Source organism: Thermosyntropha lipolytica DSM 11003 (genome assembly GCF_900129805.1).
Taxonomy (GTDB): Bacteria; Bacillota; Syntrophomonadia; order Syntrophomonadales; family Syntrophomonadaceae; genus Thermosyntropha; species Thermosyntropha lipolytica.
Window position 1 is genome coordinate 26,674 of record NZ_FQWY01000017.1, and the last position, 23,314, is coordinate 49,987.

Consider the following 23,314-nt stretch of genomic DNA (forward strand, 5'->3'; position numbering starts at 1 on the left):
TTTAATTTTTAGCCCCCCAGAAGGGGATATCTACCTCTACCTCAAGCCTTATGTCAGCATTCTTAACAAAGGTTTCTTCTTCTACCACATCCTTGATTTCCTTACGCCATTTAGCCAGGGCATACTTGGTTATATCCAGACAATCTACTCTCCACTCATCTTGCATACGGTGGATTAACTTCACGCCCTCCTTTTTGATCTGTCCTGCCAGGGCTTTTTCTATATCTTTTATACAGTTTTTATCTTCTAGTATAAGCCGGTTGGTAGCATAATGTTCGACCAATCTGCCGGTAATTTTTAATTTTATATAAAAAATAAATTTTTCTCCTTCTCTTTGTACCCTTACTTTTCTTTTGCTGTTAATCTCCACCGTACCTTTATCTATTACCTTTCCATCTTTTTTAACTACAAAGGGAATAAAACCACAACAGCCTTCTTCTCCTCTAAGCAGAATAAGGGGGATTGTTTCATCCATTCCTACTACATCTATCATCCTATCTTTTTTAAAAATAGCTGTCCCGCTCACTCTATATTGACCATTAGGCAAAACTTCCATCGTACAGACTACCGGATTTTTACCCGCAGTATTGACGGCGTGAAAAAAATCATGCAAAGTAGTAACCGCATAAAACTGGTTTTTCTTTTTAGAAGTAAATAATCCGGGAATTTCAAAGCCTAGATAGGGGTTAATTTTGTGCGCTCTCTCTAGAAACTGGTCTCCTCGGCCTTCCACCACCACCATAAACAGAGATTTTTTTATACGTGGATCACGGACATAATTATCAATATAAGGGCCTAAGCCCTGACAGGCCAAGTCCTTTCCATACAGGGCTACTTGTATATCACCTAACAATAATGTGCTGGGATATCTGGTTCCCCTCCCCGCCCGCGTATCCCCTATCGCCTTTCCCGAAATCTTTTCCACAAACTCCCGGTTTCTCTGCGCTACATTAGGGTAAAGGACGGTAACATCTACGCCTTCTTCCCTGTTTTCAGCCACATCATAAGCTGCGATAAGCGGAATATTGAAATTCTCAATATCTTCGGCATCAAAACACCCCGCCAGAGAGGAAAGGCAAAATAATATAAAAAGTCCTACTTTAAGCAGTTTTCCCATGGTTAATCACGCCTTTGCGCATAAATTTGGCGATATGATATAAAAGCGGATAACCTAGAGAAGTGAGTAAAAATAAAAAGCCTGCATAATTCGCCAGCTGGAAAACTTCTATCAAGTCCCGGGGCCATATAGCAACCAGATATATAGCCAGAGCTATACCCATGCTTGTCAGGACATAATACCTGGCTAAAGACAACCTCCCCAGCCGGCAAAAAGAGTAAGCAGAAGCTAAACTCAGATTGATAGCCGGCCTTGCTCCTACTCCCAGCCAGAAAAGGAGAAACACTATTTCTAGCCTTTCTAGAACCGCCACATGTCTTACACTTAGCAGGTTTAAAACCGGCCAGGTTAACTGCTGGATAGCTTCAAAACCGAAAATCAAAAGAGCTATGACAACCGTCACCAAATAAAAAAATATGACGATAAACTGTCCTACTATAGCTGCTTTAAAAACTTCTTCTTTTTTTCTTACCATTACATACAATATTAATAAAATTTCTACCCCGGCATAGGAATAAAAGCTCTCCCGGGTAGCTTTCAACAAACCTTTATAATCCAAATCTTTAAGGGGCAAAAGCAAAGTGTAATCCCCCAGAGGTAATAAAACCAAAAGTACCAGTAGATCTATTAAAAGTATCCAGAAAAGTATCTCATTTAACCTTCCCACTACTCTGCCTCCTTTGCTCACAGCATAATATACCGGCAAAAGTATAAGGAAGAGAATTATATACAAAGGGGTTCGAGGCAAAAGGAAAATCTTGGTTATTTCCGCAAAAATCCGGATAACAATACCCTGAAAAAAGATTATATATAAAATAAAAGTTATAACCAGTAAACTGCCTAGAGCCTTGCCAAAAAGGGCATGGCTTACCCTTACAAAATCAGGATCGTCAAAACCTCTATATAAAGTATCGATAAGATAAATACAAATCAACGGAACCAGGGCTCCAGTAAGGACTGCTATCCAGGCATGCTGTCCTGCCTCGGCACTTAATACCCGTGGCAAACTGAGTATTCCGGTTGCTACCTCTGATCCCACTATTATAAAAATAAGCTGCTTGCTGGTGATTTCAAATCTGCTTTTATCCATCTTCTCTCCTCTTTCTCACCTTATCCTGGACAGGTATTGATACCGGGCGTTTCAGCATCTGGGAAATAAATGTACGGTAAACCGCATCCTTAAAATCAGGATAACGCATAGGAGCATAAGGAGCCATATAGGGAACTCCCATGCTTTCCAGGCTTATAAGATGGACCAGAAGTAAAAACCAGCCTATGGAAAATCCAAACATGCCGAAAGCAGCCGCCATAAGAATCATAAATACGCGAACCAGGCGGCTGGCTAAAACCATCGTGGAATTAGGTATGGCAAAAGTGCTTATAGTAGTTATAGCCACAATAATTATAATAGCCGGACTGGCAAGGCCAGCGGCAATAGCTGCCTGTCCTAATACTATACCAGCTACTACTCCTACCGTCTGCCCCATAGGGGTCGGAAGTCTGAGGCCTGTTTCAATGACCAGCTGAATTATAATCTCCTGAATTATAACTTCCAGGACTACCGGAAAGGGTACCTTATCTCTGCCCTGGGCCAGACTAATAAGCAGCTGTACCGGCACCAGTTCCGGATTAAAGCTTAAAAGGGCTATATACAGAGCAGGCAGCGATACAGCCAGAAAAAAAGCTAAATAGCGGTAAAAGCGGTGATAAAAGCTTATTATCGGCCTTTCTACATAATCTTCCGAAGCCTGCAAAAAGCTGACAAATAGGCTAGGTATAATAAGAGCATCAGGAGAGCCATCGGCCAGAACTATTATCTTGCCTTCTAAAAGCTCCATAACTGCCTTGTCAGGCCTCTCCGTAGTTTTGAATTGGGGGAAAGGGGTATAATGATGATCTTCAATAAGCTGTTCCAGATAAGAAGTGCCTAAAATTCCATCCATATAAATATTATCCAGCTTCTCACTTACATTTCTGACTATTTCCGGATCAGCAATATCTTCAACATAAAGCAGCGAAACATCTGTACGCGTCCTTTTGCCTACGGTAAATTTTTTTACCACCAAATTTGGATCTTTAAGCCTTCTTCTTATAAGAGCAGTATTAACTACTATGTTTTCCACAAAACCTTCTTTTGAGCCGCGCAGAGCTCTTTCCAGAACAGGTTCTTCTACATTGCGGCGGTCAACCTTGCGAATATCAATACTTAAAGCTGCACTTATCCCATCGAAAAACAAAACTACAAAGCCATCAAATACAGCCCTGATTACTTCCGAAAAATTTCCTATTTTTTGTATCTGGGTTACGGTAAGGCAGTTGCGGTATATATGATCAACTATATATTCTAAACCCTTTTCCTTACAATCTTCTCCCCGGGCATAAAACATGAGGCTGCGCAAAATATCCTGCTGCAGGCTTATATTATCCACAATGCCTTCCAGATGGACAACATAAGCCTTGAGACCAGGGTCCCCTTTTAAATAGAAAGGTCTTCCCACTATATCGTCATTTTTAGCCAGGCAGGGCTTGAGCAAATCTATTTTTTCTTCCAGCCTGGAAGGCAGCTTAACATCATCCGCCCCCATATCAGCTTTTATCGCTTCTGTCTGGATTTTACGTTTTCTGGTAAAAGGAAACATAAAATCCCCCTTATGGAGATATAAGCCTTTGTTCTATATAGATTTACCCGTACTTTTTTTTATATGCATAAAATTTAATAATTTATGAAGGTTGGCAAACAGAAACTAAAAAAGAGGGTGTTTATCACACCCTCTACCGATTTATCATTTTAGCCCCTTATTTTTTCTTACAGCTCTTTTTGCCGCCCTTGGCTGCCGGCTTCTTTTCTTCAACTACGGCCACTGCATCTTTTAAGGCTTTTCCTGGCTTAAATGCAGGAACTTTGGTAGCAGGAACCACAATTTCTTCTCCGGTAGCCGGACTTATAACCTTTCTTTCTTTGCGCTCACGGACTTCAAAACTGCCAAAACCAATAAGCTGTACCTTGTCACCGGCAGCTAAAGCCTGCTGGATAACCTCCAGCATAGCATCTAAAGCTTTACCTGCATCTTTTTGAGTCATTTCTGCCTTTTCCGCCAAAGCCTTCACAAGTTCCGTTTTGTTCACGCCTAATCCTCCCTTTAATTTTATTCACCATATTTAGATTCCGCAAAAAATGCTTAATTCCTGCATTAAAAACCAATTTTTTAAAGAATTTTATAAAAAATTTTTACTCTTGCCTGATTAATAACATTCTGCCATAGAAATAAAACTTTTATACATACAAATGCCTATTTTAAGGTATTTTTATCCCCCAATCAATCGATAACTTCTATAATACTCACACTGAGATCTTCCGCTAAATTTATAAATTCATTTTCTCCTACCATTACAATAGGCCGGGTAGGATTACACCTGTCAACATAAATAACGACTCCCCGCTTATTGTTGGAAAGAACTACTTCGTTCCCTACATAAAAATTGGTTATGCGGTCATAAAAAACCTTGGTAATCCTGGGATCAAGCTTGCCAAAAGATTCCTGCCAGAGAATATCGGCTGCGGTATAAGGCGAAAGCTTACCCGCATAAGCCCGATTAGAAGTTAAAGCATCATAAACGTCGGCTACTGCCACCACCGCGGCATAAAAATTTATCTTCCCTTTAGTCCCCATAGGATAGCCTGAACCATCCAGCCTTTCATGATGCATCAAAACCGCCTTGGCTATATTTTCATCTAAATCCTCATTCTGAGTTATCAGGTTATACCCTAGTATCGTATGTTTTTTTACCTCCTCAAATTCCTCTGGTGTCAGCTTACCCGGTTTATTAAGGATCTCATTGCTTATATAAACCTTGCCTATATCATGCAACATCCCGGCCATGCCCAGCAGGCGAATTTCTTCCTCGGAACATTTTAGCCACCTGCCGATAAGTATGGAAAGAAGAGAAACATTTATGGAGTGGGTAAAAAGATAATCATCTTTATCTTTCAGGAGCCGCATATGGCGGAAAATATCCGTTACGCTGAAAACCTGCTGCACCAGAGTATCTACGGAATTTTCGATTTCTGCATAATCAGGATTCCCACCCAGCTTGGCTTCCAGCATAAACGATTTTACAATATCCAGCGAGTCATCAAAAGCTTCCTCAAAGCTCTTGGTAGCCTTAAGCTGAGGACTGGTTTCCATAATATATATATCTTTTATATTGCGGGAAGCAAAATTCTTAAGGTGTTCTTCCGAAATAACTGTTCCTTTAGTTAATAAAAGTTTTCCATCATAGGTAAAAATATCTTTGCCCAGCTTCATGCCTGGTTTCAGGCTTTCCACGCGTATTTTAAGCATACACTTTCCCCTTTATTTTGAAATATATTATTTTTATCTTTTTATTCTACAAAAATTGGCTCTATTCCTTTTTTAAAACTATATATTCCAAAAACATTTCTTCCCGGGCATATAGATGTATTCCACATCTAAACCGGAAGCCTGGCTTTCCCTGGTTAACAAATCCCTTATCCAGGGAAGCACTATCTCTTCGGTTTCCTGATGTCCGGCATCGATTACGGCCAGTCCCCAGTTCAAGGCTTCTTTGACCTCATGATATTTTACATCTCCTGTTATCAAAAGATCGATATCTTTGGGGAGCCGGGAGATAAGGCTCATGCCGGCTCCTCCTATCACTGCCACCTTTCTTATTCTCTTATCGGGAGGCCCGGCTATTTTAAGCTTCTCAACCCCCAGTTTCTCCTTTACATGGCAGGCACATTCCATAAGGCTTGTCTCTTCCTTCCAGTAACCCTGCCTTCCCATACAGTAAACCTGACCCTGGTTTTGCAAAAGGTAGACATCATAAGCTACTTCCTCATAGGGATGAGCCTCAAGCATCGCATCGATTACCCCAGATAACAAAACCTCGGGCACAACTGTTTCCAGTCGATATTCTTCCACCTCTTCTACCTTTCCTTTTTCCCCGATAAAAGGATTAGTCCCTTCTCCCGGCTTGAAGGTTCCTATACCCGGGGTACGGAAACTGCAGTCTGAATAATTTCCTATATATCCTGCCCCGGCACCATTTACTGCCCTTCTTACTTCTTCCACATGACTGTAAGGCACAAAAACTACCAGTTTATAAAGCTTTTCGCTTTTTTCCGGAAAAAGCGGCTTTATATCATCCAGTTCCAGAATCTCGGCCAGTATCTGGTTTACCCCTCTAGAAGCCGCATCCAGATTGGTATGAGCTGAATAAACACATATATCATGTGTGATCAATTCTCTTATAAGACGGCCCAGAGGAGTATTATAATCAATCTTCTTGAATTCCTTGAAAAACAAAGGGTGATGGGTTATTACCAGATCAGGAGCATGAGCAATCACCTCTTCCACACCGGCAGCATCTAAATCCAGGCACAGCAAAACTTTTTGTACCTCTTTGTCCGGCGATCCCAGCATAAGGCCACAGTTATCCCATGGCGAAGCCAAATCCAAGGGAAAATGTTTCTCCATTATTTTTACAATATCTCTAACCCTGGCCATGCAAAACCTCCTTTAACTCTTTTATCTTCGCCCGGTACTTGATAAGCAGGTCTTTTTTTTCTTCTCCCTGGGACTTATTAAGCTCAGCAACTATCCTCTGGTATTTTTTTAAATAATATCGAAGAAAAGGAAGATATTCTTTACTTTTTAAAATAACCGGCCCCAGTTCCGCTTCTAGAGGGGAAAGGGAATAAGGCTTATCTCCTGGCCTGCTGCTTAAAAGGACAAAAAACTTATCCTTTTCCCCTACCACCTTTTCATCCAGTATTATCCATCCCCGGGAAGCCAGGACATTACGCAAAACATCCGGCTTGCTCATCGGCTGCAGAACAAAATGACCAAAGCTTTCCGCTTTTGCCCAATCCTCTTCTAAAATAGAAGCTATCGTCTCTCCCCCCATACCGGCAATAACTACATTATAAACCTCCCCTTTTTGGAGTACCTTAAGCCCATCTCCCTTGCGCACCTCTATTCTATCCTTAAAGCCCCACTTTGCAACTTCCTTTACCGCTCGGGCATAAGGACCTTCAGCCACATCAGTAGCAATAACCCGGGGAACCAGTTCATTTTTTATCAGATAAACAGGAAGATAGGCATGATCAGTACCTATATCGGCCAGCGATTTGCCTTTTATTATCATCTGGCTTATAGCCAATAACCTCTTATCCTGTACCACTATTTTAACCCTTTCATCTATATTTATTGGTATAATATAACCTAAGAACTATTTGTCATACAAGCCTCTATATTCACACTAATCACAAAACGGGGTGTAAAAATGCAGGAATGTCATGTGGTAACCTGTTTTCTGGAATATGAAGACAAAGTGCTAATACTAAAGAGAAGCAGCCAGGTAAGCTCTTATCAATACAAATGGGCAGGCATAAGCGGCTATATAGAAGAGGGAAATTTGCCCCTTATTCAAGCCCAAATCGAACTCGAAGAAGAAACCGGCCTTACCGGTGAAGATTATCAACTGCTCAAAATAGGAGAACCGCTCCGGGTAAAAGACGAAAAAATGCAGCGGGTGTGGATAGTCCATCCTTTCCATTTCCGCTTAACCCGGCTTAAAAAACTCCGTCTGGATTGGGAACATACTGAATTTAGATGGGTGGTGCCGGAAAAAATAAAAGACCTTCCTACCGTCCCCGGACTTTATGAAGCCTGGGAGAGGGTAAAATGAAAGAAGTAAAAGAGGCTATTTATAACCTCAAAAACGACCAAACCCACGGTGCCAGCTACCTGGCCCTGGAAGCAGTCCGTATATTAAAAAAGGCCGCCCTTTTGCTACCAGCTGCCGATAATATTTCTTTTCTCCAGTCCATGAACCATCTATCCGAAGATATTAAAACTATACGCCCCAGTATGGTTTCTATCTATAACCTGGTTTCCAGCTATACCGCAGAGTTAAACCGGGAAGAGAATACCTCCCTATCACTTCCTGACCTGCGCCTTAAGGCAGCTGCCATAGCTGATAGCATTATAAACCAGGTACTTACCAGGCAAAAACAGACTATACAAAAAGGATCCCAGCTGGTAAAAGACAAATCTACCCTCATAACCTGCAGCTACAGCTCTACTATAATAGAAATTATCAAATCAGCTTACCGGCAGGGACGAAGATTTGCTGTGCTTATAGCCCGTTCCCATCCTCCTGGCAGTTCCTATGCCTATGGAGAAAGGGCAGCCCGTAAAATAGATCTGCCTTTAAATATAAAAATAATACCTGATGACTGTATTAACCTTTATCTGCCCCAAGCTGATTATGTGCTGCTCGGAGCAGACACAGTTTTAAGAGATGGAAGCGTTATAAACGGCTATCCTTCCCTTGAGCTGGCCCGGGAAGCTTTTAACCACAGAATACCCTGCTATGTGATATGTGAAACGCATAAGATAGCAGGAGAACATTTTATTCCCCACCTGGAAGCTGGTTTTGACCTGATTCCAGCCTCCTTCATAACCCAAATCATCACCGGATAACTTATAGTCGTCGCGATAAACACAAGGGAACGGTTCTTTTGCGCTGTTTTGCTTTCAAGCCGTCCCCCTGTACTTTTTAATTCAGCTTTTTCTTTAACTCCTCTATCTTTTCCACTGAAAGCCCGGTAATCTCTGTTATTATTTCTATGTCCAACCCTTTTTGTAAAGCATTTAGCTTCTTTTCTTTCCTCTTCTCTTCCCTCTTTTCTTCCCTTTTCCATTCCTTCTCTCCTCATTCTCTCCGCTAAAGTCATAAAATCTTCCCTCCTCTCAAGCCTTAATTCTCTCGTGTATTCCATCAGTTCCTCCAGCTCTATATCTATTATAGTCGTCGCAAAAAATAGATACTCATAATCCCTGGGTATATTGTCCAGATAACAAAGAAGCACCTTTAAAAGCAATTTTGGATTTTTAAATCCCCGCGCCAGCAAAAGGCTTAAAAGAAATACTTTTAACTCCGGGTTTTCTACCTCTTCTATCTCTTCCAGCTCTCCCAGTTCATAGAAGATGTGTTTGAATAACGGAACATATGTTTGATACCGGACGGCCGGGAAAGCCCCTTGCGGGGCTTTCCCGGCCGGGTTTTCCTGTCTATGGGTTTGTTTTTTTTTTTCCTGTTTACAGGGTTATTTTTTTATTTTGAAGTTTATAATTGATTTTATTTTTTATTTTCTCATGCAGGATTTTCCTTGCTTTAATTGTATTATTTATCGCAGGTAAAGAATGGTTATTATCAATTAATTTTTTTCAGGAGGTAGAGGAAAAATGAATAAGAAATTCACTTTTAAGAAAACAGCATCAGTTTTGGCGAAGGGTAAAATCTGGAGGTTTTGCTCTTATGTTCTTTTTATATTTATCTTTTCCGGCTTATTTATGGTTAATACCGCATGGGCAGATGAAGGGGTTGTAGCAAGAAATGACAAAGTTGTAGTGTTTAAAATTGATAATTACAATTATTATCTGGTTGATATAAAGAATAATAAAGCTGAACCAGTCCGTATGGACACTGCTCCCAAAATTTATCCTCCCGGTAGAACTTTTGTACCAGTTAGATTTTTAGGAAATGCACTGGGAGTAGATGATAACAATATAACATGGCAAGCAAACACTCAAACTGCCATACTTAAAGGCAACAAAACTTTAAAATTGCAGATAAATAACAAAACCATGCACAGCAACGATAAACCTGTCCAGATGGATGTAGCACCCCTAATTCAACACCCCGGCAGAACGATGTTACCTGCCAGATATGTTGCTGAGGGGTTAGGTTACATCGTTGAATGGGACGCTAAGAGCCAGATGGTCATAGCTTATCCCGAAGGACAGCCAAAGCCTGATGTAAATAAAATCAGAGAAATAATAGAGCAGAAAATTAAAGAACAGCATGAACAGCTGTTACAGGGCGATGGGTATTACAATGATGAATTGAAGCGTGATGCTAGAGGGTTTATTTTATATGAGGAAGGGCAGAGATATGGACATATAGCTCTTGATAAGCATATAAAGATTGACCCTTCCGGCAGAATAGTGGCTGACTTACCCAGAGCACCCAAAGGGACTAGATGGTTTTTGGAGTTAATTTATTTTCCTAAAGATGGACCTAAAGTAGGTTATCCGGCTGTGTTTAAGAATAAATATGGCACTAATCGGTTTGAAGGCGGTCATTACGAAGTTCAGATGGTAACACCGCTCAATCAGCTTAATGAAGGTTATTTGCATATAGGTTTAATTGCCGATAATAGGTCGGTTACTGATGGTCGCGTAGTTTTATATCTGCATACTGGACAGAGATATGACCGAAAATAAGGGAGGTAAGGTTTATGCGGAAGATAATATCATTAGTTTTACTTGTATCTTTGATATTTGGGTTTATTTACTACCCAGCACCAAAACCTGTATCAGCCAGTAGTTTAAAGCAAATAGATTTCTCCGCTCCCAAGCCTGATGGAAAGCCTTTAGGTAGTTCTATGAGTTTCCCTATGTTTGAGTTCTGGCATTATTCTGGAGGTTACTGGAAAGCAGGATTAGCTGGCGGGGACGCAATTTTGTGGGATAAAGATGTAGCTAAAGCTATTAATGATACAGGTAAAATACCCTACGAGAAAACAATTAAAAACCAAGTTCCCTTACCGTCTGCGGTAAAGGAATACCTGAAACACGGTGGCAGACCAGAAAGCATAAAATTATGGTTTGAGTTTTTAAGTGATGTAGAACCAACAGATATATTTGTAGATGGAAAAGTAAGCTATAGAGTAACAAATGATTATTTAGAGATACAGCTTTAGCCATATTTGGAGATGAGAAGGAGAACAAGGATTATCAAAAAACAGGTGTATAGGATTTTGTTTATATGTTATATAATTGAAGACATAAAAGAGTATGTCCTTCCTTTGGATTGTTTTTGAGGTGTTTAGTTAACAATACCATAAAGGGACATACTTTTTTATTTTTCGCTTTAATAATTACTTAAGCATGGTTAAAAGCTATCGCGCAGCGATTTTGTTCTTTTAATTTTGGAAAGAGTCGGAATAGCCAGGAGAGGACAGAGAATAAAAGGAGTATTAAAATAAGGAGTATTGAGGGTGATTTTACGAATCGTAATAGATTTTAAAAAAAGAACCGTCCCCAAATTAAAAAATCGAACCCCGGCCTAAAAAACCGGGGTTTAAAGCATTATAATTTACCTATATTAATATGCATATTATGCCACCGCTTCCGTCATTAACAATTCTCTGCAAAGCATCCTGCAGTTTGACCTGGGCATTTTCCGGCATACGGTGCAGTTTATTTTGTATGCCTTCTCTTACCAAATCATGCAATGACTTGCCGAAGATATTAGACTGCCAGATCCTGGCCGGATCTTCTTCAAATTCATCAAGAATATACCTTACTAACTCTTCACACTGGCTCTCGGTGCCAATCAAAGGAGTAAGTTCCGTAGTTATGTCAGCTCTTATAATATGGAGGGAAGGAGCCTTGGCCTTAAGCCTTACACCAAAACGGCTGCCCTGCCTTATGAGCTCAGGTTCTTCCAGGAACATCTCATCCAGCCTGGGGGTTACTACTCCATAGCCAGTCTCTCTTACCTCTCTCAAGGCATCAGCCACTTTATCGTATTCCCTCTTGGCTACACTCAAATCCTGCATCAGCCGCATAATATCATGAGTTCCCTCTATTTCAAATCCGCTCACTTCACTCAAGCAGCGATAAAACATTTCTTCCGGCACCTCAACTTCAATCGTAGCAATACCGGTACCTAAATTCATCTCCTGGAGGCTAACATAGCTTATGTTTTCAATATCAGATAATTTTTCTACCGCCTTATCTATATCTTTTACTTTGTGTATATCACTTAAAACTTCTCTTATAGCCCCTTCCATATTTTCGCGGAACCAGAAATCTTCTTTCAGCTCATCTACCCACTTAGGCAGCTTTATATTTACTTCCTGTACCGGGAACTCATAAAGTACTTCTTCCAGAATAGCATAAATCTCGTCCTGAGTAATATTAGCAGCATCTATGGGAATTACTGTAACGCCATATTTGTTGGCCAATTCTTCAGCCAGATCCAGGGTCTCTTTTTTATGCGGATTAAGTGAATTCAAAAGGATAATAAATGGTTTATTAATTTCCAGAAGCTCATTTACTACCCTTTCTTCAGCTTTAACATAGTTCTCCCGGGGAATATCGCTTATGCTGCCATCAGTAGTTATAACAAATCCGATAGTTGAATGATCAGTAATTACCTTCCTGGTTCCTATTTCTGCTGCCTCCTCAAAAGGAACCTCATAGTCAAACCAGGGGGTTTTCACCATACGCGGCTCATTATCTTCTTCATAACCTAAAGCGCCTTCCACCGTATAACCTACACAGTCAACCAGTCTTACCTTAAGGCTGATGCCGCTACCGGTAGTTATCTCAATAGCTTCATTGGAAGGTATAAATTTAGGTTCGGTAGTGGTAATAGTCTTCCCGGCCCCGCTTATAGGAAGTTCGTCCTTAGCTCGTTCTCTATCATATATATTTTTTATGTTAGGAATGACCATTAACTCCATAAACCTTTTAACAAAAGTTGACTTTCCTGTCCTAACCGGTCCTACTACTCCCAGATAAATATCGCCACCTGTTCTCTGGGCGATGTCATTTAAAATATTGTATCCTTCCACTTTCTTTTCTCCCTCCCTCGGATTTAGACTTTAAAGGCACCCTCCCCTCCATGTGCGGATACCTATTATGCCAACTTACGCTATAACAGTATAAATATATTTATCAATATTCGGTAATATAACCAGAAAACAAAAAAAGTGTGATTTTTTATTCACACTTTCTACCAGCCCTCTATATTATTTACTATCTCTTCAATCTCATGTTTCTTTTGCCGGCTCATTATCCTGTTTAATTCTTCTTCCGGTTTTTTTCCTTCGTAAAGGACATTATAACAAGCCTGAGTAATAGGCATGTCAATTCCCATTTTGGCTGCTAATTTATAAACTATTCTGGTAGTATAAACCCCTTCTACTACCATGCCTATCTTATCCAATACTTCCGGAAGGGAATATCCCCTGGCTATAAGCTCTCCCGCTCTCAAGTTACGGGAATATCTGCTGCCGCAGGTTACAATCAAATCTCCTATTCCGCTCAAGCCGGAAAAAGTTCTGGCATCCCCTCCCAGAGCTATGCCCATACGGGTTATCTCCGTCAAGCCCCGGGTAATAAGAGCCGCTTTAGTATTATCGCCATAATTAAGGCCTTGTACTATACCTGCAGCCAGAGCAATAATATTTTTTAAAGCCCCGCCCAGTTCTACCCCGGCTACATCGGGATTAGTATAAACTCGAAAATAGGTAGTCATAAAAGCATCCTGCACATAAAAAGCCGTTTCTTTTTTAAAAGAGGCTACCGTAACTACCGTAGGTATTTTGCGGGCTACTTCTTCCGCATGACTGGGCCCTGATAATACTGCAAACCTTGATTTTATTTCCCCTCCCAGAACATCTTCTACCACCTGGCTCATCCTCATACCGGTATCTATTTCAATCCCTTTGGCAGTATTAACCAGATAAGTCTTGTCTTCCAGATAGCCCGCCATAGATTTAACTACACCTCGTACCGCCTGAGCAGGAACGGCAATAATGGCCAGTTCAGCATCATAAAGAGCATAAGCCATATCACTGCTTATCTCTATATTGGAAGGGAGCTTAATCCCGGGAAGAAACCTTTTATTCTCTCTTTCTTCCTTGATAGACTCGATACCGTCTTCTTCTCTTCCCCACAGAACTACCCTATCTATATTATCACTTAGAAGCAAGGCCTGAGCAGTTCCCCAGGAGCCAGCCCCCAATACACATGCTTTTCTCATGCCGCCCATAAACCTCCCTAAGCCTTTTCCCCTATTTTAGGTTCCTTGCCGCTTAAGAGCCTTTCTATATTTTCTCTATGCTTGTATATAACTAAAACTGCCAATACCATGCTTAAAACCATAAAGCTTTGGGGTTTACCCATAAAATAAGCTAATACGGGCAATACCAAAGCTGCGGTAATCGAACCTAACGAAACATAGCGAAACATAAAGATTACGCCCACAAAAACTAGAGCAAGCAAACCAAGAACATCAGGCATAAGAAAAAGCACTGCCCCGCCTGCCGTAGCTACCCCTTTTCCGCCCCGAAAGCCTAAAAATATCGGATAGCAATGTCCAATAACCGCCGCCATAGCACAAGCGGAAGCCAGGACTTCTCCTCCCCATTTTAAGCCTAAAAAAGCTGCCAGCACTCCTTTTAAAAAATCTCCTATAAAAGCAGGCAGGGCTACCTTAAGCCCCAGGGTACGAAGAACATTGGTGGCTCCTACATTACCGCTTCCTCTTTTCCTTATATCTACTCCTCCCCACAGACGGCTGAAAAGATAGGAAAAAGGAATAGACCCTAAAATATACGATAATATTATTAAACCTGCCTCTTGCACGGTAATCCTCCCCGCTTTAAAAATCATAAGCAGATTTCTCTATATACGACACCAGAGGTTGCTTTTCCTTTTTAACGTCAACCTTTTTAGTTAAATTCTTTCTTTTCATTCTGCCGGACCAAAAGCCTTATCGGTGTTCCTTCAAAGCCAAAATTCTTGCGCAGAACATTTTCCAGATATCTTAAATATGAAAAGTGAACCCCTTCCGGATGGTTAGCAAAAAATACAAAAGTAGGCGGAGCTGTCCGTACCTGGGTAGTATATAAAATTTTGACTTTCTTTCCTCCTCCCCCAGGAAGGGGATTTAACATGATAGCTTCATTTACCACCCGATTAAGTTCAGCGGTAGTTATCCGGCGATTATGCTGTTCGACCACAAAATCTACTATATCCAGGATTTTAAATACCCTTTGTTTGGTAACTGCTGACACATACAAAATAGGAGAATAAGCTAAAAACTTCAGCTCCTCCCTTATCCTTTCATCATAGATATTCATGGTATGCTCGTCTTTTTTTACTAAATCCCATTTATTAACAACAATTATATTGGCTTTCGCCTGTTCATGCACATAACCGGCAATCTTCTTGTCCTGCTCTGTTACCCCTTCGGTAGCATCAATCATTATTAAAACCACATCAGCCCGGTCAATGCTTCGCAAAGCCCTTATTACACTATACCTTTCGGTAGCGTCCTTTATGCGCGACTTTCTTCTTATCCCCGCCGTATCAATCAAGGTATACTGGCGTCCGGCATAAGTAAAAGGAGTATCTATAGCATCCCGGGTAGTGCCCGGGACATCACTCACAATTACCCTTTTTTCACCCAGAAAAGCATTTACCAGGGAAGATTTACCCACATTGGGCCTGCCGACAATTGCTATTTTTATCCGGTCTTCTTCTTCCTCCTTCTCCGGTTGGGGAGGAAATTTAGCTACTACCGCATCTAAAAGCTCATCTGTATTCATACCATGCATAGCAGACACAGGTATAGGATCTCCTAAACCTAACTGATAAAACTCGTAATAAGAAATATGTTTAGAAAAATCCTCTACCTTATTGGCAGCTACTATTACTGGTTTCTGAGAACGGCGCAGCATCTCGGCTACCTGTTCATCCTCGGCCGTAATACCCGTCTTATTATCTACCACAAAAATGATAACATCCGCCTCTTCGATAGCTAGTTCTGCCTGCATCTTAATTTCGGAAGCAAAAATATCCCCTTCATCAAACCTTATACCACCCGTATCAATAACTATAAATTCCCGCCCCCGCCACTCTGAATTATCATAAATCCTATCCCTGGTAACTCCTGGTATATCTTCAACTATTGCTTTTCTAGCTCCAATTAAACGGTTAAACAAAGTAGATTTTCCCACATTAGGTCTTCCCACAATCGCTACTACCGGTTTCGCCATAAGCCTTCCTCCATTTTTATCGTGATTTTAGTACAGTCTGCACCAAAGAATGAGCACTGCCATCAACCGTATAAATTCTGGCTCGGGTTGCCTTTTTTATGTCTTCCAAACTTATATCATCCAAAAGAATTTCTTCCCCTTCTCTGCAGACTACCTGGGGAATAATTACTATCTTATCCCGGTAGCCATCTTTAAGGGTGTTTATTATATCCTGCCCGGTTAAAAGCCCGGTTACCGTAACCTGTTCGCCAAAAAATTCATTTTTTACCGGTATAAGCTTTAGACTTAATCCTTCTATAAGATTCAACCTGTCCACAATAGGCTCTAGAACCGGAATCCCTGAAACACCAGTAACTATAAATGCTTCTTTGGGTTCTATTTCTTGCGGAAGCTCAGGTATTATCTCGGCAAATTCATCCAGCAAAATCCTGGCCATCCCTATACCATTTTCTATCTGGCAGTAGTCATCATAATAATCAGCCGGGGGAAAAGGCTGACCTGCCTTTATAAAAAATTCATCAGCCAGATAAACTAGTCCTCTCCCTAATCTTTTACGGAATCTCTTTTGATATTCATCTACCAAACGGATAATCTCTTCTGCCTCTTTTCGGGTAAAACTTCGTAAAGGAAAAAGGTTATCCCGGTATTTAGTGAGGCCTACCGGCACAATACCTACGGAATAAACCGAAGGATAAAAAGAAGCCAATTTTTCTATACTTTCTTTTAAAACTACTCCATCATTTATCCCTGGGCATAACACTATCTGGGTATGCACTTCTATACCGGCATCCTTAAGCCTTTTTAAATCACGGCTAATATTTTTCGCTTTAGGATTATTAAGCATTTTAGCTCTAAGCTCGGGATCCATACAGTGTACAGATACATATAAAGGGCTTAAGCGCATCGCTATTATTTTTTCCCAATCTTTTTCCTTAAGATTGGTAAGGGTTATAAAATTGCCATAGAGAAAAGAATAGCGAAAATCATCATCTTTTATATATAAAGTTTTCCGCATACCAGGCGGCATCTGGTCTACAAAGCAAAAAATACAGCGATTTCGGCAAACCTTCATACGGTCAAAAACAATATCAGCAAATAAGACTCCCAATTCTTCATCCTCATCTTTTTCAATCTCAAAGGTAATTATTTCTCCATGGGTCTTTTTTACATCGATTACGATAAACTCATCTTGTACATAAAACTGGTAATCCAGTATATCTTTAATCTCCTGTCCATTTATAGAAAGCAGTATATCTCCTTTTTCTAAACCTATCTCCTCAGCAATACTACCTTCTATTATATCAATTATACAGGCACCCACTTCTAAACCTCTCCATGTTTTTATATTCCTAACCATTATCTAACAAAAAAAACACCCTGGCAAGATAACTATTTTAACATTTAAGTCAAATAAAAACAAACATAAAATAAGCCAGGCTATTTACCCGGCCTAGTTTAATATTTTGGCTCTAACTATTCTATTTCAATCTTGCGATTTTTTCTTGCTCCATTTTTCTTGGGAAGAATAATGGTTAAAACTCCATCTTTTAGCTTGGCAGATACCTTTTCTTCATCCACATCTTCTACTATAAAAGTGCGGCTCATAGAACCGGAACGTCTTTCTCTACGGATGTAATTAGCGCTTTCTTCTTTTATCTCTTCATTTTGTACTACAGAAACCGTAAGCCGGTCATCTCTCAGTTCAATATTTACCTGTTCCTTATTTACCCCCGGCATTTCTACTTCTACTACATACTCTTTCTCATTTTCTTTAATATCTGCCTTCATATAATGGGGCTGATAAAAATGAGGATAGAAGAAATCATTGAAGAAACTTTCCACTACTCCCTGGGGATCAAACATTTCCCAACCTCTTCGTGCTAAATCGCCTCTCCTCCTGTTAAACGGTGTCAACCCTCCGAACATCTAACATCCCTCCTTTTTGACTTTATTTTTCTTTTTGACTTTATTTGACTTTCTAATTACTAAATACCACTTCGTATTAAGATATACAAATATTATTTTAGCCATTATAAGGCTGTTAAATTAGTTTATAATAAAATATACATTTATTTCTTTTATTTTTTTTACTTTTTCTTTATTTAATCCCGTATTTCATTATTTATTTTTTTACATTGACCAAAAACCCAAAATAAATCAACCTCCTTTTTAGCAAACCATCAGACAAAAACCTGCTCCTCAGTGTTTGCAAATAAAATAAACCCCATTTTCCAGATCATGTACTACCCCGCCCAAAGCGCGGGCCAAAAGCAGGCTTATCTTTTCCTTTTCCTCTGCATTCTCGGCATAAAATACCGGGCATCCCCCTCCCTGCACTTTAGTCATGTCATTCGTAACAATAGCTAAAATATATTCTGATATTTTAGTATCCATCAATCTGCCGCCTTTCTACCATAAAAACTTTTAAGAGCAGTACCCTGAGCTGTTTCAATAAGAGGAACATTTTTTATAACCTGTTTGAGTATCTCTCTATCAGGTTCATTGGGAAGTATAAAAAAGGCTAAATATCCCTTATCTATGTGTTTCCTGGCTAGAGGAACCAGTTCCGTCTCATTTATATCTACTTTTGTCCCTAAAATAGATACTACATCATGGATAATCGCCATGCGCTGCCCCGGGTTGTGCAAAGTAAGCCGAGCATCATCATTTTTAGGTTTTATTAAAACCCCTATTCCTTCTTTAAGGATTTTTTCCCTGGTTTCAGGAAGCCCAACATTCATTATTACTACATCATCTACCATAAGCAAACTGCCTTCGAAATGCACAGTAGCATCCACAACTTCAGCTATATCACCTATATAAGCTCCCCGCATCAAACGCATGGAAAGATAGATGCAGATAATCCCTGCGGCTAAAGAATACTGCCATCCGAAGAGATGGGCTACTCCACTTGTAATCAGAGCCGTAAATATAGCTAAATAATTACGGGCTTCAAATACTCTGGCAATACCTTCAATATAGTCAGCTCCCCTTTTTACCAGTTTAGTCTCTTCCAGTTTAGTCATAGTTTCCCTTTCCATATTTCTTATCTCCCTAAACTGCTGGGCAGCTAAAACTAGAAAAGTTACCGCCACATAATCCGGCTTGGCAATAGCCGGAATAGCTACGGCTCCTAAACATGCCGCAATAAACCCTAAAGATAGATGAGTAAAGTAGCCATGAGGAAAAGCAGGGTAATGTCTGTAATCACTGCGCAAGGTCAAAAGCCGGGATAAAAACCCGGCTACCACCCCGGCTAAAATTACTACCGCATAATTATCCATTTCTCTTACCTGCCGTTCCTTGATTAAGCAAATAATAACCTCCCAGAGCAGCTGCCAAAACTACAATAACAGCTATTACTGTTCCATAAGCACTCTTGTTTTCGCTTGCGGTTAAAGGTTTCTTGGCCGGCGCAGCTCCTTTTTCATTTCCTACTCCCAGGATTTCAGGCATAATATCGGCAAATTGTTTTATACCTTCAATAGCATCATTTTTATCATTGGTATGAGCTCCCACTTCTATAAGCATAGCGCGGGGGCTTAAATCTTGATTGTAATCTCCCCTGCCTATGAATATGCCATTAGAAAGGCCTGGTTTTTCCTTATCCATAACTGCCTTAATCCTTTTAGCAAACTCCAAATTAGTTTTCGCATTAGGATTAGATCTTCCTACTACCAGTTTAATCTTGGTAACTTCCTTTCCTTCTACCTTAGACTGATATTGTCCGGGAGGAACTGCATCCCGGTGTACATCAAATATGGCATCCGGATTTTCTCTAAGTAGTTTTACTGCTGTCTTGCGCGAACGATTATAAGCATTTATATCATGGGGGTTATGATTATTATTGTCATATTTCACGTCAAAACCTTTGTTCTTCAGTTCTCTTACAAAAGCTTCGGCTACATCATAAATACCACCATTTCCAGGTTTGCTCTCCGTTCCATCAGTAGGGACATAAGATTCATCACTATGAGTGCAGTAAACGGCAATAGTAGGTTTCCTGCCCCCAACAGTCGGCACAGCTTCTTCTCCTAACAAAATTCCCGTTTTTTTATTTTTATCCTCTTTAAGCTTTAGGTCCGGCATTTTTTCCTTTCCTTTATATTTACAGCGGGCTGTATATCCTATAATCTCCACTACTTCATAGCGAGAATTATCTTCACTTATATATTCGTCTCCTACCTGCACCTTAATGGAAGTTTGATGAATAATATTGTTGTGTTCATCAACTAATGTGTAATAATTACCGGGAGGTGCTTCTTCATGGGCACTTGAAGAATTAAGATTTAAAGCTAGAGTAAAAACCAAAACCAGAATTATAACTAAAACGCTATTTCTCATCCTTATCCTCACCTCCCTCATAAGCCTCACCTTCGTTTAACGGCTTACGCGCCGGTTCAGGTTCTCTGAGGTTTTTTATGAGCTCAGAAGGCCTATCATCAGTATCAGGTCCCCCCTGCACCCTTTCTAAGGTTTCACCTATTATCTCAGCCAAAAGTACTGCTAATATACCCGCTAGTATAAGGGAATCAAAAGCCCCTGCCCCCCCTATAACTACTTTGCCTCGAATATTGTTGGTTACGAGATATACATACTGCCCTATATCAAGAGCTAAAACTCCCATTACGGCAGCAAAAAAAGCTCCTCTTCTTGATCTCCCGGCTAAATAGCCTACTACACCGGCAACTATAGGATAAATATAGATAGGATCAATAAATATTTGTTCCGGTTCGGCTCCCAAAAATCTAGCCGCCAAAAATAAAGCCAATGCGGTTACCACAGCGGCAATAACCGCCCGTATCTTTTCATAAGCAGTACCTGCTCCCAACCAGACATAGACTGCCAGTATAACGGCAATAATACCCCCTAAATTTACCGTTATTCTTGAGATTACCGGAATATCAAAAAAACTCCCTATGATTATAGCCGCAATAACAGCTAAGGCACCTTTGTCACTCAGCCGCATCCGGTCTAAAACCCGATGAGCAGCCCCAAAATATATTAATATGGAAACAGCAACTAAAATTATCAGTCCCAGGGGAAAATTAGTCATCACCCTCATCCTTTCTCATAATATTTTTATAAATATGTTTTCCGCCCGCTTAGATATTTATGTATAGATATTGACATTAATAAAAAAATAATGTAAATTACAATTACAAAATAATAGGAAAGCGATGGAGTTCGCTTTTTGGCAGGTAAAGCCAATAAACTTCTCCCCGTGAGATAATAACTCCTACCCTCTTTAAGGTAGGAGTTTCTTTATTTTCTGTAATAAGGGGGTGACAGGTAAGATGGGAAAGGTGTAAGAGGGGTAAAAAAAAGCAAAATCCATTTACATCTTGGATAAAGGGGAAATAGGCCATGAATGACATCAGCATTGCACTTATTATGAGCATACTAATATTTATAGCCAGTTTAATCTCTATCCAGGCAGCTTTATCTGTTACCATAATAGAAATTGCTATGGGCATAATCGGGGGTAATTTCTTAGGCCTGCACAGTACCCCATGGATCGATTTCTTAGCCGGTTTTGCTTCTATCCTGTTAACTTTTCTGGCGGGAGCTGAAGTTGACACCGATTTGATGAAGAAAAAGTTTAAAGAGAGTATGCTGATCGGAGGATTTTCTTTTTTAATTCCTTTTCTCGGGGCCTTTGCCTATACCTATTATATTGCAGGCTGGTCATTTCAAGCCGCAGAAATCGCAGGAGCTGCTCTTTCTACTACTTCTCTAGCTGTTGTTTATGCGGTACTAGTAGAAACAGGACTTACTAACACCGAAACCGGTAAAATACTTATGGCAGCCTGTTTTGTTACTGATTTAGGCACAGCACTTGCTTTAAGCATTCTGTTTGCCGAATTTAGCCTGTTTACTTTATTATTTATTATAGGCTCTGCTTTAATAATAATTTTTATTCCCCGTATTTTTACCTACATTTTTAACCAATACGGGGACAAGGTTATAGAACCTGAAATAAAGCTCATTTTCCTTGTACTATTTTTGCTCATGTATTTAGCCCAATTAGGAGCAAGCCATGCTGTACTTCCTGCTTTCATACTGGGACTGGTAGTATCTAAAATATTCCGGCAAAATCCAGCTATTCCACGTAAACTGAGGGTTATATCTTTCTCTATGCTTACACCTTTCTTTTTCATGAAAGCCGGTATGAATGTATCTTTATCTGCCATCTATTTGAACCTGGGCTTGCTGTTTATGCTCTTTATGGTAAAAATCATAGCTAAAGGGATAGGTGTATTCCCCTTGGCATATAAATATGTAAGGCCTGATGCCACCTACATAACTCTGCTCATGAGTACCGGATTAACATTTGGTACCATAAGCTCCATGTACGGACTCTCAGCCGGTATTATCGATAAAACCCAGTTCTCATTATTAGTAACTGCTGTCGTGCTAAGTGCGATAATACCTACGATAATAGCACAGAGATGGTTTGATCCCCGCCGGCATATGGAATCGCGAGAAGATGCTTAATAAGGAGGGAAGTCAGTTGTTTGAAAAAATTTTAGTTCCATTTGATGCTTCTGAATTTTCGCTACGGGCATTAGAAGTAGCTATAGACCTGGCCAAAAAATACGAAGCTGAACTGTATACCATATCAATAATTCATACCCCTGATTTTGCATTTTTAAGCGGGGAAGTAGATGATGTAAAAGCGGAAGGAGAAGCCTTTTTCCAGGAAAAGCTTAAAGCCGTAGAAGATTTAGCCACAGCTCATGGAATAACCGTAAAAAACGAAATACGCGTAGGCCATCCTGCGGAAACTATTTTAAATTTTGCCTCCGGCAAAAAAATTGATCTTATTGTTCTGGGGCATCGGGGAACTTCTGCCATTAAAGATTTTCTCTTAGGCAGTGTGGCAGCTAAGGTCATGTATTATGCCCCCTGTAAAGTTCTCCTGGTAAGATAAAACACGCGGGGCATAAAACCCCGCGCCAGGCTGTCGACAAAGTCATTGTTGGCAGCCGTTTTTATTTTAGGTTCTATAATAAATGTTGGGGTAGGAGAAGGAAAATAAAAAGCATTGGGTCGAATACCTGTTAATAAAAACAACCAAAACCACTCATAAAGGAGGTATTCTTCCCAATGCAATTTCAGTTTAACAAAAATTTGCTTTTTTTAAAAGATGTAAACATCGATGATGTCAAGCAGTATGATAACTATTATGAGATAAGTATTTCTAAACCAGTAAGTCCTCATAAGTGCCCGGTGTGTAAAACGGAAACTAAAAAAATTCATGATTACCGGTATCAACGCATAAAAGATATTCCTTATTTAAATAA

The 23,314-nt window shown here is 40.1% G+C and carries 25 protein-coding genes and 1 riboswitch; of the genes, 7 read left to right on the top strand and 18 right to left on the bottom strand.

Features of this window, described 5'->3' with window-relative positions; genetic code table 11:
- Position 1: 1 nt before the first annotated feature.
- From BUB92_RS06145 to BUB92_RS06175, 7 genes are all read right to left on the bottom strand, one after another.
- Complete coding sequence (locus BUB92_RS06145; RefSeq protein ID WP_073091627.1) at positions 2 to 1,117, bottom strand: Ger(x)C family spore germination protein; 1,116 nt, start codon at positions 1,115 to 1,117, stop codon at positions 2 to 4.
- Positions 1,101 to 2,207: a GerAB/ArcD/ProY family transporter gene (locus tag BUB92_RS06150; protein ID WP_073091630.1), complete on the bottom strand. Its 1,107-nt coding sequence runs from the start codon at positions 2,205 to 2,207 to the stop codon at positions 1,101 to 1,103. The genes BUB92_RS06145 and BUB92_RS06150 overlap by 17 nt, the downstream gene beginning before the upstream one ends.
- On the bottom strand, positions 2,200 to 3,756 hold the full coding sequence (locus BUB92_RS06155) for a spore germination protein (protein ID WP_073091633.1): 1,557 nt from the start codon (positions 3,754 to 3,756) through the stop codon (positions 2,200 to 2,202). The genes BUB92_RS06150 and BUB92_RS06155 overlap by 8 nt, the downstream gene beginning before the upstream one ends.
- A 157-nt stretch (positions 3,757 to 3,913) precedes the next feature.
- Positions 3,914 to 4,243 carry an HU family DNA-binding protein gene (locus tag BUB92_RS06160; protein ID WP_073091636.1) on the bottom strand — a complete coding sequence of 110 codons (330 nt, stop codon included), beginning with the start codon at positions 4,241 to 4,243 and terminating at the stop codon, positions 3,914 to 3,916.
- 191 nt (positions 4,244 to 4,434) lie between these two features.
- A complete protein-coding gene (locus tag BUB92_RS06165; protein ID WP_073091639.1) occupies positions 4,435 to 5,460 on the bottom strand; it encodes an HD-GYP domain-containing protein in 1,026 nt (341 codons plus the stop codon).
- A 78-nt stretch (positions 5,461 to 5,538) separates the two neighbouring features.
- Positions 5,539 to 6,648, bottom strand: coding sequence for a Nif3-like dinuclear metal center hexameric protein (locus tag BUB92_RS06170; RefSeq protein WP_073091642.1), 1,110 nt, complete (start codon positions 6,646 to 6,648; stop codon positions 5,539 to 5,541).
- On the bottom strand, positions 6,635 to 7,324 hold the full coding sequence (locus BUB92_RS06175; RefSeq protein WP_073091645.1) for a tRNA (adenine(22)-N(1))-methyltransferase: 690 nt from the start codon (positions 7,322 to 7,324) through the stop codon (positions 6,635 to 6,637). The genes BUB92_RS06170 and BUB92_RS06175 overlap by 14 nt, the downstream gene beginning before the upstream one ends.
- A gap of 102 nt (positions 7,325 to 7,426) precedes the next feature.
- Here BUB92_RS06175 and BUB92_RS06180 point away from each other — a divergent pair, with 102 nt between their 5' ends.
- Both BUB92_RS06180 and BUB92_RS06185 read left to right on the top strand, forming a co-directional pair.
- Positions 7,427 to 7,831, top strand: coding sequence for an NUDIX domain-containing protein (locus BUB92_RS06180; protein WP_073091648.1), 405 nt, complete (start codon positions 7,427 to 7,429; stop codon positions 7,829 to 7,831).
- Complete coding sequence (locus BUB92_RS06185) at positions 7,828 to 8,628, top strand: eIF2B alpha/beta/delta subunit family protein (protein ID WP_073091651.1); 801 nt, start codon at positions 7,828 to 7,830, stop codon at positions 8,626 to 8,628. The genes BUB92_RS06180 and BUB92_RS06185 overlap by 4 nt, the downstream gene beginning before the upstream one ends.
- On the opposite strand, the gene BUB92_RS11365 is transcribed toward BUB92_RS06185, so the two are convergent.
- Complete coding sequence (locus BUB92_RS11365; protein WP_143156880.1) at positions 8,517 to 8,927, bottom strand: hypothetical protein; 411 nt, start codon at positions 8,925 to 8,927, stop codon at positions 8,517 to 8,519. The two genes, BUB92_RS06185 and BUB92_RS11365, sit on opposite strands and share 112 nt — an antisense overlap.
- Positions 8,928 to 9,393: 466 nt before the next feature.
- Between BUB92_RS11365 and BUB92_RS06190 the strand changes: the two genes are divergently transcribed.
- Together BUB92_RS06190 and BUB92_RS06195 are read left to right on the top strand one after the other, a co-directional pair.
- Positions 9,394 to 10,434, top strand: coding sequence for a copper amine oxidase N-terminal domain-containing protein (locus BUB92_RS06190; protein WP_073091654.1), 1,041 nt, complete (start codon positions 9,394 to 9,396; stop codon positions 10,432 to 10,434).
- 14 nt (positions 10,435 to 10,448) lie between these two features.
- Positions 10,449 to 10,913, top strand: a complete 465-nt coding sequence (locus BUB92_RS06195; RefSeq protein WP_073091657.1) for a hypothetical protein — start codon at positions 10,449 to 10,451, stop codon at positions 10,911 to 10,913.
- 399 nt (positions 10,914 to 11,312) lie between these two features.
- Here the strand turns inward: BUB92_RS06195 and spoIVA are convergent, their stop codons facing one another.
- The 10 genes from spoIVA to BUB92_RS06245 all read right to left on the bottom strand — a co-directional run bounded on the left by spoIVA (position 11,313) and on the right by BUB92_RS06245 (position 21,063).
- Positions 11,313 to 12,794, bottom strand: coding sequence for a stage IV sporulation protein A (gene spoIVA, locus BUB92_RS06200; protein ID WP_073091660.1), 1,482 nt, complete (start codon positions 12,792 to 12,794; stop codon positions 11,313 to 11,315).
- A 161-nt stretch (positions 12,795 to 12,955) separates the two neighbouring features.
- Positions 12,956 to 13,987, bottom strand: a complete 1,032-nt coding sequence (locus BUB92_RS06205; protein ID WP_073091699.1) for an NAD(P)H-dependent glycerol-3-phosphate dehydrogenase — start codon at positions 13,985 to 13,987, stop codon at positions 12,956 to 12,958.
- Between the two features lie 17 nt (positions 13,988 to 14,004).
- Entirely contained in the window at positions 14,005 to 14,592 is a 588-nt protein-coding gene (gene plsY / locus BUB92_RS06210) for a glycerol-3-phosphate 1-O-acyltransferase PlsY (RefSeq protein WP_084728370.1), read from the bottom strand.
- An 86-nt stretch (positions 14,593 to 14,678) separates the two neighbouring features.
- A complete protein-coding gene (gene der, locus BUB92_RS06215; RefSeq protein ID WP_073091666.1) occupies positions 14,679 to 16,007 on the bottom strand; it encodes a ribosome biogenesis GTPase Der in 1,329 nt (442 codons plus the stop codon).
- 16 nt (positions 16,008 to 16,023) lie between these two features.
- Positions 16,024 to 17,328, bottom strand: a complete 1,305-nt coding sequence (locus BUB92_RS06220; protein ID WP_159432314.1) for a DUF512 domain-containing protein — start codon at positions 17,326 to 17,328, stop codon at positions 16,024 to 16,026.
- Between the two features lie 152 nt (positions 17,329 to 17,480).
- Positions 17,481 to 17,933: an Hsp20/alpha crystallin family protein gene (locus tag BUB92_RS06225; RefSeq protein WP_073091670.1), complete on the bottom strand. Its 453-nt coding sequence runs from the start codon at positions 17,931 to 17,933 to the stop codon at positions 17,481 to 17,483.
- A gap of 273 nt (positions 17,934 to 18,206) precedes the next feature.
- Positions 18,207 to 18,401: a capping complex subunit for YIEGIA gene (locus BUB92_RS06230; RefSeq protein ID WP_073091673.1), complete on the bottom strand. Its 195-nt coding sequence runs from the start codon at positions 18,399 to 18,401 to the stop codon at positions 18,207 to 18,209.
- Positions 18,401 to 19,291, bottom strand: a complete 891-nt coding sequence (locus tag BUB92_RS06235) for a YIEGIA family protein (RefSeq protein WP_073091675.1) — start codon at positions 19,289 to 19,291, stop codon at positions 18,401 to 18,403. Before BUB92_RS06235 ends, BUB92_RS06230 begins: the two co-directional genes overlap by 1 nt.
- On the bottom strand, positions 19,284 to 20,351 hold the full coding sequence (gene spoIIP / locus BUB92_RS06240) for a stage II sporulation protein P (RefSeq protein ID WP_073091677.1): 1,068 nt from the start codon (positions 20,349 to 20,351) through the stop codon (positions 19,284 to 19,286). The genes BUB92_RS06235 and spoIIP overlap by 8 nt, the downstream gene beginning before the upstream one ends.
- The gene (locus tag BUB92_RS06245) at positions 20,341 to 21,063 is read right to left on the bottom strand and encodes a DUF1614 domain-containing protein (RefSeq protein WP_073091679.1); all 723 of its coding nucleotides are present in this window, start codon (positions 21,061 to 21,063) and stop codon (positions 20,341 to 20,343) included. The genes spoIIP and BUB92_RS06245 overlap by 11 nt, the downstream gene beginning before the upstream one ends.
- Before the next feature lie 111 nt (positions 21,064 to 21,174).
- Positions 21,175 to 21,256: riboswitch (Fluoride riboswitch) on the top strand.
- A 118-nt stretch (positions 21,257 to 21,374) separates the two neighbouring features.
- Between BUB92_RS06245 and BUB92_RS06255 the strand changes: the two genes are divergently transcribed.
- The 3 genes from BUB92_RS06255 to BUB92_RS06265 form a co-directional block, all read left to right on the top strand.
- Complete coding sequence (locus BUB92_RS06255; RefSeq protein ID WP_073091684.1) at positions 21,375 to 22,505, top strand: cation:proton antiporter; 1,131 nt, start codon at positions 21,375 to 21,377, stop codon at positions 22,503 to 22,505.
- Between the two features lie 16 nt (positions 22,506 to 22,521).
- A complete protein-coding gene (locus BUB92_RS06260; protein WP_159432315.1) occupies positions 22,522 to 22,941 on the top strand; it encodes a universal stress protein in 420 nt (139 codons plus the stop codon).
- A 176-nt stretch (positions 22,942 to 23,117) separates the two neighbouring features.
- On the top strand, positions 23,118 to 23,314 hold a 197-nt coding region (locus BUB92_RS06265), incomplete at its 3' end, for a transposase family protein (RefSeq protein ID WP_200774219.1).